Below are 15826 nucleotides of genomic sequence, written 5' to 3' on the forward strand. Positions count from 1 at the left end.
TTAATTCAATTAATTTTAATTTTTTATGAATAATATTATTATTTTTCAATTTTTATTAAGGTACATTTTCATACAATTGGTTTAATTAATAGAAACCTTTTTATTTAACTTAAAACTTATATATTAGCATGTTTGATAAACTACCAATTTCTTCTGAAACAGAAAAAATCCTGACCAAATCATTGGATGAGCAGATTACTGTTGAAGAAGCAAATCACTTAATGAATATTAAAGGATCAGATTTATATCCTTTACTAGCAACAGCAGACTATTTAAGACACGAAATCGTTGGAGACAACGTGACATTCATTAATAACTGTAATATTAACTTTACCAATATATGTACAGTTAGATGTGGTTTCTGTGCATTCGGTAAGGATGCCGATGACCCTGAAGCATATATTCTAAATGATGAGCAGATACTTGCAAAGGCTCAAGGTGCCGTTGAAAAGGGAGCTCATGAATTTTGTGTAATGGGTGGAGTATTGCCTGATGCAGATATTGAATATTATGAGCATTTATTACAATTATTAAAAGGGGAATATCCAAATGTATTGATACATGGATTTTCACCAACAATGATTAGGGATGCATGTTTGGTATCCGGAATTGATTTGGCAGAAGGTTGTGAAAGATTGCGTGATGCAGGTCTTGATACATTGCCTGGAACCGCCGCTGAAATCCTAACTGACAGGTCAAGAGAAATAATCTGTCCTGAAAAGGTCAGTGTGGCAGAATGGGTGGACACAGTCAGAACTGCACATGAAGTGGGCATACCTGGTTCAGCAACAATCATGTACGGCCATGTAGAAACTTTAGAAGAAAGGGTAGAGCATATTGATGTTATTAGACAATTGCAGGAAGAAACTCATGGTTTCACTGAATTTATTCCAATGACATTTATGCATGAATACTCTCCAATATTTTTGGAAGGTCAAACCAATCTTGGTGCTACCGGAACAGAGGATTTAAAATTATATGCAGTTTCAAGACTGATGCTTAGAGATTTAATTCCAAATATTCAGGTTTCATGGGTAAAAATGGGATTCAGATTCGCACAGGTTTCACTAACTGCCGGTGCAAATGATTTAGGTGGAACTTTAGGTGGAGATGAATTGTCTGCAGCTTCAGGTGCACCTGATGGTGTTGATGCATCAATCGATACTTTAGGAAGCATCGTCAAAAACCTTGGAAGAAATCCTATTGAGAGAAATTCCAAATACACTGAATTTTACCCTATTAAAAACTTAATAGAGATGCCTTCAAAATAATTATTTTGTGATTTTATGAAGAAATTTATTGTCATAGATGGCCTGGATGGGTCTGGAAAGGATACACAAGTGAACCTGCTTGCTGAAATGTATAAAAAGCAGGGAAAAAGTGTTATTGTAAGGTCTCATCCATGTAATGACAATAAGTTTGGTAGAAGATCCAAACAGGCTCTTCTTAAAACAGGTAAATTAAACCATATTCTTGCAACCCTTAATTTTGGACTGGATGCAATCAGATCTGTTCATATGTATTATTATAACCGTGATGTTGACGTTTTGATATTTTCAAGATATATTCTGGCTGTAATGTATCTTCCGAATGTCATTAACACTATTGTTTATAAGGTTGTGGCGTTTGTTCTTCCGACATCCGACTGCATGTTCTTTTTGGATATTTCACCAGAAGAATCACTTAGAAGAATAGGTTCTAGGGATGAGGAAACTGAAATGTTTGAAAATATTGATTCCTTGAGGCAAAATCGCTTAAGGTCTCAGAAGTTCACATATAACTGGAATGTGGTTCCGGCTGACGGGTCTCCAGAAGAGATTTCACAGATTATAAAAGCGAAATGTCTGGAATCAGATTCATAATACTTCTTTTATTCCGTCTGATGTTATTATCATAAGTGAGTTCAGATTTTCCAGAACTAATGAAACTATCGGATGGGTTTGTATATCCTTGTGCATGAATATTATTTCCTTTTCAACTATGTCTATCCAGTTAACGTGATATACGACTACACCATTGACAACCAAACCTAAATACTCTGGCACGAATCTGTTTTCATTAATCTCTTCAAAGTATGGGCTTTTTCTAAAAATATCTCTTAAAATTTTATCCATAATTTAAACTCCTTTTCTTTCATATACAAATTTAGGGACCGCCTTATCAAGTGGATCGAATGTTTCACGGTTTTTGACTTCCATACATTTCATGCTTACTTTGGAGTGAAGTGAGGAAGGCAGTCTAAGTATCCTTTTAAGGTCGATTGAAACTTTAGCATCAATTGTTGCAAGGTTTACTCTTGCCATGGCTTCAACAAGATTTTTGTATCTTCTAGGGCCGATGTCCCTTTTGAATAATCCCCATTCATCATTTTCCAGGTGATGTCTTGAGGCCATAATGTCCTTCATCAGTTTTGGATTGATTCCGTCAAGCTTTTCTTTGCCGGTCAGGTGTTGAATGTTGAATTTCACACGGTCAGTGAATATTTTCTGATATCCGATAGGTATGGAGAAGTGTTCAAAGTTAAAGCTCTGGTTGGATACTTCTGAGTTTATAAACTGTGATTTTGGAACTTCAGCGCCAGCGGCATATTTTAAAACTTCAGACCTTAGCTCGCTTCCGGCAAGCATCATTTCTTCATCAAGAATTCTTATGTGGTATCCTCTGCCTGAATAGATAAGATGGATATTTTTTAAACCCAAATCAGATTCCAATGTATCTATTAATGTATTGACTATTTCTAAAGCTTCGCCAAGACAAATTTCACACACTCCGTTGCATTGACATGATCTGATAGGTATATCCTTTGCGTCAACATCAAAGATGTATTCTGCTTTCAGCCAATCTTCCCTGCGGCGAGGATTGTTGTAAAAAGCTACTGAGATATAGGCTGCAAACGGTGCCTTATATCTTAGGAATTTACGTAATGATTCTGTTCCGCTGAAGACCTTGTATCTGTCATTTGGTCCGGTTCCTTTATGGTCAAAACCGAACTCTCTTTTTTTGATATCCTTTGAAATGAAATCCGGCAGGTCTTTCGGGTCCCATTCCTCACGATAGTATTGCCTTCGCTCTTTGATTGTCGCTTTAGAAAACATGATAATAAATTTATTTTTAAAGTATTTATGTTTTAAGTAAGTGTGCTTTTGTGTTTTTGCACACTTATATTAATTATAATATACAAAATATTTTTATGGAAGATATTGTTGAAGTTATTGGTGTCGAACATCTTAAGACAGTCTTATCCGGCCTAACTCCTGAAGACATTGTCAAACCGGCTTATGACAGTTGGATGGGAGGTATTAAAACAGGTCATACTATTTTGAATTTGGAAACTGGTAATGTTTATGGTTTAAGTATTGAATTGAATCAGATTCCTTTGGTTCATGAGATTTATATTGAATTGTACACTATTAAATCGGATGAAAATCCTATTGATGAAAAGGATTTCTTTTCACCAAGAGAATATGAGGAATTTCTTGAATTCAGCAGTGATGATCCATGTGAGTATATACCGGATATCATAACTGATTTTTGTGAAAAAAATGATATTGATGAATATGAAAGGACAATTGGTGTTTTAGCCTATAATTTTGAAAAGGACTATCAGTACAATTATAATATGTGGGAGTCCAAGATTTTAAACAAATATTATGATGCCATTTATGAGGACCATAATCCATTTAAGTTTTCACAGTCTAGTCTTTAGGAGCTTCCTTGTCCAGCTGGAATTTCTTGCGTCCGTAGCATGACAACGGATTGTTTATTCCTTTACAGGATTTGTCTGGATGGCATAGGTTAGGCAAGTGTATTTTAATTTTTTCACAGCTCATTGGTGTGTACCATTTGGTTTCGCCTTCGTGGTTGATATCTACCCTGTCATGCATTCCGAATCCGAGCTTTGATATGATGTTTATTTTTTCCTGTGGCTGATCATCGAATAATGGTGGTGTACAGTTGTCAGCCGCATCAAAAATCAAAGGTAAAATCTCATTTTCAGTTATTGTAAGGTCAGGATCCATATCTGATACTTTCACTGTTTCATCTGAAGCAAATATTCTAGGGTATAGTCTTGCATAAGATGCAAATGATGTTAATAAAAGTACGATTGCATCGTTACGCCCACCTGAAGAAATTCCTTCTACTGTTGCTTTTATGCATGGTGGGAAAGCGTCAGGATTTAGTTTTCCGGCCTGAACTGTTCCGTATATTCCTCCGCTTCCAGCATAGTATTGGTTGTATTTGCTGATTTCATCAGGTATGAATTCTTTTAGCTCTTCGCCTATTTTTATTATTGCCGGATGTATTTCAATTCTAGCAGACATTTCCTTGATTCTTGCAATGTATTCTTCGGTTTTTTGCATTATCAATCTTGAAAGGATTTGTTCTTTTACGCTGTCACCGATCAGTATATTGTACATTCTCTCAGGGCTTCTGTCGATAAATTCATCGCCGAATCGGTATAGGAAATCATCCTGCTGAAGAACAATATCTCCTTCATCAATGAGAATGTCAGTTAGTTTGAGCTTTTTGGTTGCTATTATGTCTCTTAGTGATTTCCAGTGAATTGCACCATCCACTTTTACCTCATCAAGAACTTCATCTATTATTTCTGCCCTTGACATTGGCGGGATTTTTGCAAGCTTTTCCAGAATCAGTGTTCCCTGGGATTCGATAAACAGTCTGGTTTCACGTGATCCCAGATTGAACTGTATTGCAATGGCCTGGCATAGAATATGGAAGGTAACAACATCCTGAGCGAAAATATCTTCATTTGTCAGATATTCGAATTCCGCTTGGGTAAAATTCTTATTGTTCTTTTTTTCTATTGCCCATTGCATTCGTTTCATGCATAAATCGGAATATGATTTAGGAATCAGACTGTCATCTGAGATTCTTTGGTTTGGAGTGTGTATGCAGGTTTCCATGAGTGTTTCATCATGGTCAAATATCTGATTTAAATCTCCGTACTCTCGTATGATTTGTCTTCCTTCATCGGATAATGGATTTATAAATGAAACTTCTGCCATGCTTTTTAATTTTTATTTTATATTTTAAATAGGTAACTCATTTTTGAAATCAATTTTGTTTTTTGTTTGTTGATGTGGTGATGGTTGGGTGTTTATATTCACCCTAAAGAAAATTCATCTCAAATCAATCAATTATATCATTAATTAAAATTCCACTTCATTGCTTCTTTTTCATCGAAAACTCAATTTGAAAACTATAACCTATATTCATTTTTTTGAAACTTCATTTCAATAGCAGCACTCTACTGTATAAGGAAATACCAGTAGTAAGTAATGGCTAAAAAAATAATGCCATCGAATAATACTGCAACCAAGTCCACACCTCCTTAAGAGGAAAAATAATACATGTTGATAAATCATTTAAATGCCTCGTTTTTTATTTTAAAAATTTTTATCAATTCTAGACTACTATCTATTATTACTTATATTATAAAAAGTATTACTATTATAATTATTTAAAAAAATTTATATAAGTTAAATTAAATAATTTAAATTACATGTTGTAAATCGTTTAAGTCGATTTTTTAATAAATAGGGTTGATTTTTAAATTATCTGCCCTTTTTATTAAGTTTTTATTTGCTTTTTTTAGATATTATTAAATTTTAGAATTTCAATTTTATTCATATAACGCCGTTAAAAAATAATACTTTATTATATATTAATTACATAATTATTATATGTTTAAAATAATTGAGGAGATAAGTTAAATGTCAAAAATATTTATTTCATGTGCACTTCCTTATGCAAACGGACCATGTCATTTAGGCCATATCCGTTCCACATACTTGCCTGCAGATATTTATGCAAGATACAATAGGATGATAGGCAATGATGTGCTGATGGTTTGTGCTACTGATGAACATGGAACTCCAATTGCAGTTAAAGCCGATAAGGAAAATAAAAAACCGATAGAAATTTCAAAAAGATATCATGATATGATTGTTCGTGATGTGGAATCAATGAACATATCATTGGATAATTTTACAAGAACCACTGATGAAGCACACTATGAGCTTGCTTCCAATTTCTTCAAGTCATTGTACGACAAGGGATTCATCTACAGGGAAGACATCCAGCAATTGTACTGTCCGAACTGTAAAAAGTTCCTGCCGGACAGGTATGTTGAAGGATTATGTCCTGTTTGCGGTGCAGAAGCTAGAGGAGATCACTGTGAAAAATGTGGTAAGGCTCTAAATCCAACAGAACTTGATGAGCCACACTGTATCACTTGTGGAACCACTCCTATAATCAAGGACACTTTCCAGTATGCATTCAAGTTGTCAGAATTGGAGGATGATTTGAAAGAATACATTTCATCCAATGAAAACTTGCCTGCAAACGTTAAAAACTATGCAACAAACTGGCTTAAAGAAGGATTGACCGATTGGATTTTAACCCGTGATATGGATTGGGGAATACCTGTACCATTGGATGAGGCAAAAGGTAAAGTATTGTACGTATGGATTGAAGCATTCCTTGGTTACATCTCATCCGCAAGCCAATGGTCAAAGCAATCAGGAAAGAAATGGGAGGAATACTGGAACGATTATGTGGTGCATTTCATCGGAAAAGACATCATCTACCACCATTCAATATTCTGGCCTGGACTTTTAAAGGCATACGGATGCAAATTGCCGGACATGATATATGCTGGTGAATTCTTATCTCTTGAAGGAGAAAAAATGTCAACAAGTAAAAATTGGGTCATATGGATAGCTGATTTCGTAAAAGATTATGATCCTGATCTTTTAAGATACTACCTGGCAATCAACGCTCCTTTAAACAAAGACTCTGACTTCTCATGGGATGATTTCCAGAGAAGAAACAACGATGAACTGGCGGATGTTGTTGGAAACTTCCTGCACAGGACATTTGTCTTTACCAAAAAGCAGTTCGACAGCAAAATACCTGAATACACAAATCCTACTTCAGAAGATGAGGAATTCAGAATTGCAATAGAAGAGTTACCTGACAAAGTAGGAGAATACATTGCTAATTATGAATTCAGAGAAGCACTTCTTGAAATATTCAAGGTAGCCAAAAAAGGAAACAAATATTTCAACGATGCAGAACCATGGAAAGCAATTAAAGAAAATCCACAAAAAGCTTCCAACTGTTTATACTTATCTAATCAATTGGCAAAAACATTAGCTTACATGTTAAAACCGTTCCTTCCAACAAAAGCAGATAAAATAGCTGAAATAATGAACATTGATTCACTTGAAAATTGGGAGGATGCAAAAATTGCATTGCCTGTTGGCCATGAAATAAATAAAGCTAAACCGTTATTCAAAAAGATTGAAGATAAAGAAATTGAAGCTCAAAAAGCTAAATTAAAAGAAAACTTAACTGAAAATGAGGATGAAAATATGAGTGATTTAGTAACAATAGATCAATTTGATGAATTTGTAATAAAAATAGGTGAAGTGAAAGAAGCGGAAAAAATTGAAAAATCCGATAAATTATTGAAATTACAGGTTGACCTTGGTGAGGAAAAACCTAGACAAATCGTTGCAGGACTTGCTAAATTCTACGATGCAGAAGAGCTAATCGGAAGAAAAGTATGTGTAGTTGCAAACCTCCAGCCTGCAAAATTATTCGGAACTTTATCAGAAGGTATGATTTTAGCAACCGGTGCATCAGGAGCATTGCTCAGCCCAGATGAAAACGCTGAAGTCGGTGAAAGAATCCAATAGATTAGATTAAAATGCCTGAATCTGTCCTAGTCAATAAAGCTGAAAGCTTTTTAAAAGAAATTTCAAATGATTCAATCAGCTTAGATAATATTGAAGATTTTGATGAATTCAAAAGCCTATACTTTAAACTAGATGACAGATTAAACTATTTATTAAAATTAAAGGATGATATGGATGTACAGGGATACACCACACCTTTTACATCCCTAAACAAATACGGAACCAAAACAGTTGCTGAAGTTGCAGCTGATGAAATACGTGAAAACAGTCGCCATAACCAGATATTCAGAATGAAAGCCAATGCCAAAAAGAATATTCTGGACCGTGTGAAATCCGCTATTGACTCACATAAAATTGCACTTGGAAATCTAGAACAGTTCGGTTATGTTAAATGCAACTCCTGCTATAAGAAATATTCAATGGATGAATATAAACAGAATGGTGGTGTTTGCAGCTGCAAAAGCACAGCTTTTACATTTAAAGTCAATAAGGACCTGACTCATCGCCTTGAAATCATACCATATTTGCCTTTATCAGGTAATTATATGGTTTTAATGAGTGAATTGTCACAGTATGCAAGAGAATCATTTAAACAGGTTTTAAACATTTTAAAACAGGAACGTAAAGGTGTAGTTAAGACAATTTCTCTGGTAATTAAGTTCAGGGATAAGAATAACCGTATGATTAGAAAGAGTGTGACTCTTGACAGTGAATATGTTGACAACTATGAGGAAGAGGTAAGAAAAAGATATGGTCGAAATGTAAGAATTGAGGCTTTAAGATTTCACAGGACAAAACCAGCAATTATTGATGACAAGCATGCACGAACAGCACTTGCACTGGCTTATGTTGGATATTCACAGGAAATCATCACTGAAATTAAAGATGAAATACTGAAAAGAAGACTGACTGATTTTAAAAGAATCAACAAATATGATGAAATCATCAAGGAATTTGAAAACCAGAGTCCTGATTTCATTGATAAGTATGATCTGGATGCTATTGAGGCATGGAGAAAGGCACAAATAAAAAATAAATTTAAAAATCTCAATTATATGGATAAATTCGGCAATATGACAAGATCTCTTAAAAGGGATTTGAAGATTCGCGAAAGCATCTATAAAAACACCTTTAAAAATATTGCATCCACTTTAATTATTTGGGACATGTTCAGGTATTATCTTACAACCTCAAACAATGCCCGTAAAATTAATATCGGACCGTTTCCATATATTCGTGTTGAACTGGACCGTGAACAGAGAAAGGTTTTCCAGACCACATATAATAAGGTAATTGATACGCTAAATGCTTTTACTGATTTAAAAATTATTCCTATTCCTGAAATGGACTTGCTTTTGTATGAAAAGTTTAAGTTTGAAAAACAGATGAGAAATTCAAACATCAAATTCAACCATGTTGCATTGGGTGCTGGATTGATACATTTAAACTCAGACATTGAACTTGAAAGAATCAGCAATGCATTCAACATTAATGAATCAAGAGTTAAAAAGGAACTTAAACACATTGACCAAATCAAGAATCCTAAAACGGACAAGTCCAAAAAATTCCTGGATTTAATTAAAAAGTGATAATATGGATGAAGAGCTCACCACAATTCATATTACAAAGGCATTGTCTTCTTCAATGATTGTTGAATTAATCGATAAATATCCCAATCTCGAAGAGATTACCTGTTCTCCCAGTGTTTATAATAGAACCTCTAAAACTTATATCGATGCTTTAAGCCAGTTGGATATTGAAGTAAGGCAGAAGTATAATTGGGGTGCCAAATCCAAAAGCAATGGGATAGAGTATTATGTTCAAAAACTGTCCAATGAAGGTTTGACTGCACGTCAAATATCACAAAAACTTGATATTTCTCTTAACAGGGTTTATTATCTGCTTAAAAAAAGCAATACTTCTTTTGACAATAGAAAACGTAAACATGATTATTCTGAAATTAAACAACTTCAAAAAGAGGGCTTGTCAGCTAAAGAGATTTCAGAAAAATTGGATATGCCACAAAGAAGTGTTTATTATATTTTAAATAAAAAATAACTACTTATTTTAATAATGATTGTCATATATTTAAATATGATGATTTTACCTCAACTTCCATTATATGCAATAGCAATAATCTGCGGCTTATTGTCTTTTGCAGTCACTAGGCTGACAATGCCTAGGATTATACGTAAACTTGAAGCGGCGGATATTGTTGGAAAAGATATTCACAAATCCTGGAAGCCTGTTGTGGCTGAAATGGGTGGGTTTGGAATATTGTTCGGATTTATTATTGGAATGTTTTCCGGAATATACATGCATGATATACTTACATTTCCGCTGGTAATCGTTTTAGTTGTGATTTTGCTTGTCGGAATCATTGGAATTGCAGATGATTTGCTGGCTTTGTCTTCAAAAGAGAAATTCTTTTTGCTTTTTCTTGCAGGTTTGCCATTGATTTGGGCGGCACCTCCTAATGTGGGATTATTATATCTGATTACAATTCCTATTGCATTGTCAATCGGTTCTAACTTAACCAATATGCTTGCCGGTTTAAATGGTATTGAATCAGGTCTTGGAATTATTTCAATGGCATCACTTACCATTGCCTGTATAATTTTAGGAAAGTATGATGTAACAATCATTTCTATGAGTATGCTCGGTGCTTTAATTGCATTTTTATACTTTAACAGATATCCAGCTAAGATTTTTCCGGGAGATACAGGAACATTAATTATTGGGGCTGCAGTGGTTTGTATTGCATTTATTGGTAGGGTGAAATTGATTGCATTTATCGTGCTGATGCCGAATATTATAGATGCTGCTTTAAAATTCTACTCTGCTGGGGTAATGAATCGCCAACAGCAAAAGCCGACACAGTTAAATGATGAAGGAAAACTTGTAAGGCCAGAAGTTGGATTTAAGTCATTAATCAGGTTGGTTTTAAGAAAGCCGATTGCTGAAAAGGATGCTGTTAAAATAATCTGGGCAATTGGAATATTTTTCGGTGCAATTGGTATTATAGTTGCATTGATAATGCCTGGAATGCTTGAAAACCAAACACTGGTTAATTTCCTGCATGTCAAGGAAATGTTCTATCATATATAGGTGATTAGATGAGGCCATATGTAATATTGAATGCTGCAATGACATTGGACGGTAAAATTGCAACCCAAACGGGAAGCTCCAATATATCAGGTAGGGAGGATCTTGAAAGGGTTCATGAGATAAGAAAGGATTGTGATGCTATAATGGTGGGTATCGGAACGGTACTGGCTGATGATCCAAGACTGACAGTTCACAAAATTGATGCAAAACCTGAGGATAATCCTGTAAGGGTTGTTGTTGACAGCAAATGCAGAACTCCGGTTGATGCAAGAATAACTAATGGTGATGCAAAAACTATCATTGCCGGAGCCAATGAATATAAATGGGACTTTAAGGAATCTGATAAATATAAAACTCTAACGGATAAGGGTGTCAAATTCTATTTTTCAGGTGATAAGCGAGTGGACCTTAAAGCATTGATGAGTTATCTGCATGAGGAAGGAATTGAAAAACTGATGCTTGAGGGAGGTTCCACATTAAACTTTTCCATGATTAAGGCAGGACTGATTGATGAGATAAGCATTTGCATAGCTCCGATGGTTGTCGGAGGGGTTAATGCCAAAACATTTTTTGATGGAGATGGTTTTGATTTAATGGATGAAGCAGTTAGATTAGAATTAACTGACTCATACAGTCTCGGTAAAGACTTGATTTTACATTACAAAGTCTTAAATGACTGATTGGTTAATATTTTATACCAAATGAAATCATCGCCTGCATATAAGCTTATCAGTATTGAAGTTAGTGAAATCAATACGAAAATGATGAATACATTCACAGGCATCAAAGCGAAAAACAATACTAATAAAATTATTTCCAATATAATGAATGTTTTTAATGGATTTTTGACTTTTATATAGCTTAAGGCACCTAGAAGTATCGGTGTGAGTATTATAGCCAAAATATAAAGTATTGAATCTATGAGGCCTGTCATGTTGTATATTGGAAGGTTAAGTATATTCACAAACAGATACATTTCAAGCACGGTCAAAAAGAATCCCTGTACTCCTCCGCTGATTGCCTGGGAGAGTGTATGTTTTTTAAGAAGCACTCTGGACCATATTAAAATCGGATATAGTATGGCAAATAATGCTCCAATTGGTCCTAAAAGTAATATCAATGCAGCTACAGGTCCGGATAATCCTGTGGTATGTACACTTATTTTCCATTTTGTTGTAAAAAGCAAAACAACACCAGTATTTATTGAATAACATAAAAGAAGGCATGTTAAAAAGTTATCCAGATGAAATATAAATGATACTAGAAATCCTATGAAATATGATATGATTCCAACAATCAGTGGCATGTATCTGTCTGACCTGTTGGATATGTCCTTGTCTGTGCCTAATTTTTTTGCCCAAAATAAGATAATTGCCATAGGCAATATGGATGCAAAAATTAAAGAAACCAGCTCCAATATAACAAACTTATTAAAATTAAAATTTGCTCCATTAAAAGATAGGATGATACAAATAATTAAAAATAATGGAATGCATATTATCGGAGGATTAGTGAATGTTGAAATGTGTTTTGCTGTCTTTAACCTGTTCATGTTTATATTATATGATTTTATAATATATAATTATGAAAGTCAATGTAAAAAATCATACAATGATGTATCCCGCACCGGCAGTGGTTGCAAGCGCATATGATGAGGACGGAAACGCAGATGCATGCACACTGGCATTTGCAACAATGTGTTCACATCATCCTCCTGCAGTAATGATTGCAATCAACTCAACACTTAAAAGAAAAACCCTGAAAAGCATATTGCAGAGAGAAGAATTTTGTCTGGCTTTTCCAAGTGCTGAACAGGTAGCAGAAGTTGATTATCTTGGAATTGAAACAGGTTACAGACAGGATAAGATTTCAAAAATTAACTACACTCCAATCAAGGCTCAAAAAGTCAATGCACCAATCATCGATGAGTTCAAATTGTCTGTTGAATGTAAGGTTATGCATATTGCAGAAGTGGGATCACACACTCAAATCACCGGTGAAATAGTCAACGTTCAGGCAGATGAAAGTATTGTTGATGATAAAGGTAAAATTATTTTTGAAAAATTGAATCCTTTGGCATATGATGATATTACACATTCATATTTTGAAATGGGTGATAAAATCGCTGATGCATTTAAAGAGGGTTTAAAATTTAGAAAATAATTTAAATGACAAGTAATAAATATATCACTAATTATATTGAGGGGAATTATTTATGAAAATGGAAATTGAATTAACTGATGAACAAGCAGAAAAGATTGAAATCTTAAAAGAAAATGATATTAGTGTTGGTGAAGCTATTGAAATGCTTTTTGAAGTCAATAACACTTTTGTCGAAAATAGAATCATAAAAGCTAATGAAGAAAAAGCAGAACTTGAAGAAAAATTATCAAAAATCTATGAAGAAATCTCATTATTCACCCAATTAAAAGACAGTACTTTAGATACCACTCAAAAACAGAAAATCGTTGAAAAGGAATACGGTACTATTGACAAGACTTTTGATGAGACTGTCCAGGATGCTAAACACAAATTCAAATGGACCCGTCTTTTATAATTTTTTTTACCCTTCCATCACTTTAATTTTTTAATTGTTGCAATGTCAATAGTTGTCAATGCAACAGTTTATATACTATAAGAATATAATATTATGGTATGAAATCTTTAGTAGTTTATTATTCAAGAAGCAATATTACAAAAAAACTGGCTGAAAATATCGCAGATAAAATAAATGCGGACATTGAAGAAATCATACCAAAAGTTAACTATCAGGGAAAAATCGGCTACGCTCGTGGCGGCAAGGATGCCATGAGAGAGAAAATCATAGACTTGGAAAACTTGAAATACGACCCGAAAAACTATGATGTGGTTTACATTGGAGGTCCGGTTTGGGCTGGAAAAGCTGCTAATCCAGTGATTTCATATTTAAAGCAAAACGAAGGAAACTTCAAAAACATAAAATTCTTTTTGACTGCCGGAAGCAGTGGATTTGAAAACAGTTTCAAGCAGATGGAAAACTATTCAATAAAACCATCTAAAACATTGCAATTAACCACAAAAGAAGTCAAAAAAGAAGATTATAATCTAGATTCTTTTTTAGAGTAAGATAAAATGTCACTTGAAGAGTTTAAGGTAATTGATGCTTCAGCTCTTCCCATTGGTAAATTAATTACTATGATTGCAAGGGGCCATACCATATATCTGAATCATCATCTGGAAGATTTTGGAATAAATGCCTCCCAACTGCACTTGCTTTTTGAAATATCCCATCAAAAAAACATCAACCAGGAAAAAATTGCTACAAGATGCAACATCAACAAAGGTGCAGTTGCAAGATCAATTAAAAAATTGGAAGAAAAAGAACTTGTCATACGGGAAATTGATGATGAAAACCGAAGACAGAACAAGGTTTCATTAACATCAAAAGGCGAGGAAATCCTAAAGGAAAGTATAAATTTGCTTAATATCTGGGAAGACGAAGTTTTCAGTGAAGAGATAATAGAAAAAAAATTGTTACAACAAGTATTAAAGGAAATAGCTATTAAAACGATAGAGTTAAATCGAGAGGGGAGTAAAAATGGCTAATAATAAGAATAAAAATATTGAAATGATTACCGGAGATCCTAAAAAGGCAATAGTCAAACTGGCTATTCCAATGATGGTTTCCATGTTATTAATTATGTTATACAATATTGCGGACAGTATCTGGGTAGCTGGACTGGGTGCCGATGCTCTGGCCGCTGTCGGATTCATCACACCGTTATTTATGGTTTTGGTCGGATTGGGAAATGGTATTGGAGCAGGTGCAAACTCATTAATTGCAAGATACATCGGAGCAGAAAATTACAAACAGGCAAACAATGCAGGTTTGCATGGAATTGTACTGTCAATCATAGTTTCAGTTATTTTCACTATTTTAATTGAAGCGTTTATGGTTCCTATTCTTCAGTTTATGGGTGCCGGTGAAACAATACAGTATGCAATGGACTACAGTTATATAATCTTTGGATTTTTACTGGTGTTTGTATACTCTGGTGTTGCATCAGCAATATTTAGATCAGAAGGGGATATGAGAAGAGCAACAATAGCAATTGCAGTAACAGCTATAATGAATATTATTTTGGACCCGATTTTCATTTACATTTTAAACCTGGGAATTGCTGGTGCAGCATGGGCAACAGTTTTATCAGCAATATTGTCCTGTGTTGTTATGAGTTACTGGATATGGGGTAAAAAAGACTTATACTTGGATTTATCTCCTAAAAACTTTAATTATCAGTCAAGTATGATGCTGGATACTTTACAGGTTGCAATTCCATCCACATTAGAAACAATAGTCTTTTCAGCATTGGCAATCATTATCAATTCAATGCTTGTAATGGCTTCAGGAACAACCGCAGTAGCAGTGTATACCGCTTCAATGAGAATTGTACAATTGGCAATGATTCCATTAATAGGTCTTGGAACAGCTGTATTGACCGTTTCAGGTGTAGCATATGGAGCCCATAATCATGTAAACTTAAAGACTGCCCATTCCTATTCAATCAAGTTGGGCTTTGCAATATCAATTTTATTAGGTGCAGTAATGTTTATTTTCTCATCTCCAATTGCTACAATGTTTTCATATACTGAAGCAAGCGCTGCATTATCTCCACAGATTGCAACTGCAATATCCGTTCTAAGCCTGTTTGTATTGGCTATTCCGCATGGTATGATGTCCTCAATGATGTTTCAGGGAGTTGGAAAAGGAACATATTCCCTGCTTATTACACTTCTAAGATCACTGATTCTTGAAAGTGTATTTGCATACATTTTCTGCTTTATCTTCGGATGGGGATTACCTGGAATTTATGGTGGAGTGGTATTCGGCTGTTTTGTTGGAGGAACCGTCGGATACATCTGGGCTAAATTCTTCATAAGAAAATTCACCCAAATATCCATTAAAAAATATACACCACAGGAAAACTAGTTATCCAATAACTAGTTTTTTATAC

Annotated in this window: 17 protein-coding genes; 13 read left to right on the plus strand and 4 right to left on the minus strand. The window is 34.4% G+C overall.

Annotated elements, in window-relative coordinates:
- The first annotated feature begins 128 nt into the window (after window positions 1–128).
- Together cofH and IJ258_RS04065 are read left to right on the plus strand one after the other, a co-directional pair.
- Window positions 129–1271, plus strand: a complete 1143-nt coding sequence (gene cofH / locus IJ258_RS04060) for a 5-amino-6-(D-ribitylamino)uracil--L-tyrosine 4-hydroxyphenyl transferase CofH (protein WP_292803288.1) — start codon at window positions 129–131, stop codon at window positions 1269–1271.
- 15 nt (window positions 1272–1286) lie between these two features.
- The gene (locus tag IJ258_RS04065; RefSeq protein ID WP_292803291.1) at window positions 1287–1862 is read left to right on the plus strand and encodes a thymidylate kinase; all 576 of its coding nucleotides are present in this window, start codon (window positions 1287–1289) and stop codon (window positions 1860–1862) included.
- Here IJ258_RS04065 and IJ258_RS04070 read toward each other — a convergent pair.
- Window positions 1857–2114: a hypothetical protein gene (locus tag IJ258_RS04070; protein ID WP_292803294.1), complete on the minus strand. Its 258-nt coding sequence runs from the start codon at window positions 2112–2114 to the stop codon at window positions 1857–1859. The two genes, IJ258_RS04065 and IJ258_RS04070, sit on opposite strands and share 6 nt — an antisense overlap.
- 3 nt (window positions 2115–2117) lie before the next feature.
- Window positions 2118–3095 carry a DNA primase catalytic subunit PriS gene (gene priS / locus IJ258_RS04075; RefSeq protein WP_292803297.1) on the minus strand — a complete coding sequence of 326 codons (978 nt, stop codon included), beginning with the start codon at window positions 3093–3095 and terminating at the stop codon, window positions 2118–2120.
- 95 nt (window positions 3096–3190) lie between these two features.
- Here priS and IJ258_RS04080 point away from each other — a divergent pair, with 95 nt between their 5' ends.
- Entirely contained in the window at window positions 3191–3706 is a 516-nt protein-coding gene (locus IJ258_RS04080; protein ID WP_292803299.1) for a hypothetical protein, read from the plus strand.
- Here the strand turns inward: IJ258_RS04080 and priL are convergent.
- A complete protein-coding gene (gene priL / locus IJ258_RS04085) occupies window positions 3696–5027 on the minus strand; it encodes a DNA primase large subunit PriL (protein ID WP_292803302.1) in 1332 nt (443 codons plus the stop codon). The genes IJ258_RS04080 and priL overlap by 11 nt on opposite strands.
- Window positions 5028–5735: 708 nt before the next feature.
- On the opposite strand from priL, the gene metG reads away from it, so the two are divergent.
- From metG to IJ258_RS04110, 5 genes are read left to right on the plus strand one after another with little or no spacing between them, the layout of a single operon-like run.
- Window positions 5736–7724 (plus strand): methionine--tRNA ligase, encoded by a 1989-nt coding sequence (gene metG, locus IJ258_RS04090; protein ID WP_292803305.1) that lies wholly within the window; start codon window positions 5736–5738, stop codon window positions 7722–7724.
- Window positions 7725–7735: 11 nt separating this feature from the next.
- Window positions 7736–9313, plus strand: a complete 1578-nt coding sequence (locus tag IJ258_RS04095) for a DUF530 domain-containing protein (protein WP_292803308.1) — start codon at window positions 7736–7738, stop codon at window positions 9311–9313.
- Between the two features lie 4 nt (window positions 9314–9317).
- The gene (locus IJ258_RS04100) at window positions 9318–9782 is read left to right on the plus strand and encodes a hypothetical protein (protein ID WP_292803312.1); all 465 of its coding nucleotides are present in this window, start codon (window positions 9318–9320) and stop codon (window positions 9780–9782) included.
- 36 nt (window positions 9783–9818) lie between these two features.
- On the plus strand, window positions 9819–10832 hold the full coding sequence (locus IJ258_RS04105; protein ID WP_292803315.1) for a glycosyltransferase 4 family protein: 1014 nt from the start codon (window positions 9819–9821) through the stop codon (window positions 10830–10832).
- A gap of 8 nt (window positions 10833–10840) precedes the next feature.
- The gene (locus IJ258_RS04110) at window positions 10841–11512 is read left to right on the plus strand and encodes a 2,5-diamino-6-(ribosylamino)-4(3H)-pyrimidinone 5'-phosphate reductase (protein WP_292803318.1); all 672 of its coding nucleotides are present in this window, start codon (window positions 10841–10843) and stop codon (window positions 11510–11512) included.
- Here IJ258_RS04110 and IJ258_RS04115 read toward each other — a convergent pair.
- On the minus strand, window positions 11491–12384 hold the full coding sequence (locus IJ258_RS04115; protein ID WP_292803321.1) for a hypothetical protein: 894 nt from the start codon (window positions 12382–12384) through the stop codon (window positions 11491–11493). The genes IJ258_RS04110 and IJ258_RS04115 overlap by 22 nt on opposite strands.
- A 32-nt stretch (window positions 12385–12416) precedes the next feature.
- Here IJ258_RS04115 and IJ258_RS04120 point away from each other — a divergent pair, with 32 nt between their 5' ends.
- The 5 genes from IJ258_RS04120 to IJ258_RS04140 all read left to right on the plus strand — a co-directional run bounded on the left by IJ258_RS04120 (window position 12417) and on the right by IJ258_RS04140 (window position 15801).
- Window positions 12417–12995: a flavin reductase family protein gene (locus IJ258_RS04120; protein WP_292803324.1), complete on the plus strand. Its 579-nt coding sequence runs from the start codon at window positions 12417–12419 to the stop codon at window positions 12993–12995.
- A gap of 52 nt (window positions 12996–13047) precedes the next feature.
- Window positions 13048–13389: a hypothetical protein gene (locus IJ258_RS04125; protein WP_292803327.1), complete on the plus strand. Its 342-nt coding sequence runs from the start codon at window positions 13048–13050 to the stop codon at window positions 13387–13389.
- Between the two features lie 98 nt (window positions 13390–13487).
- The gene (locus IJ258_RS04130; protein ID WP_292803330.1) at window positions 13488–13937 is read left to right on the plus strand and encodes a flavodoxin; all 450 of its coding nucleotides are present in this window, start codon (window positions 13488–13490) and stop codon (window positions 13935–13937) included.
- A 6-nt stretch (window positions 13938–13943) separates the two neighbouring features.
- Window positions 13944–14417 carry a MarR family winged helix-turn-helix transcriptional regulator gene (locus IJ258_RS04135; RefSeq protein WP_292803333.1) on the plus strand — a complete coding sequence of 158 codons (474 nt, stop codon included), beginning with the start codon at window positions 13944–13946 and terminating at the stop codon, window positions 14415–14417.
- Window positions 14410–15801 carry an MATE family efflux transporter gene (locus IJ258_RS04140; protein WP_292803336.1) on the plus strand — a complete coding sequence of 464 codons (1392 nt, stop codon included), beginning with the start codon at window positions 14410–14412 and terminating at the stop codon, window positions 15799–15801. The genes IJ258_RS04135 and IJ258_RS04140 overlap by 8 nt, the downstream gene beginning before the upstream one ends.
- Window positions 15802–15826 lie beyond the last annotated feature (25 nt).

Origin of the sequence: Methanobrevibacter sp. (assembly GCF_017468685.1) — an archaeon.
Lineage (GTDB): Archaea > Methanobacteriota > Methanobacteria > Methanobacteriales > Methanobacteriaceae > Methanocatella.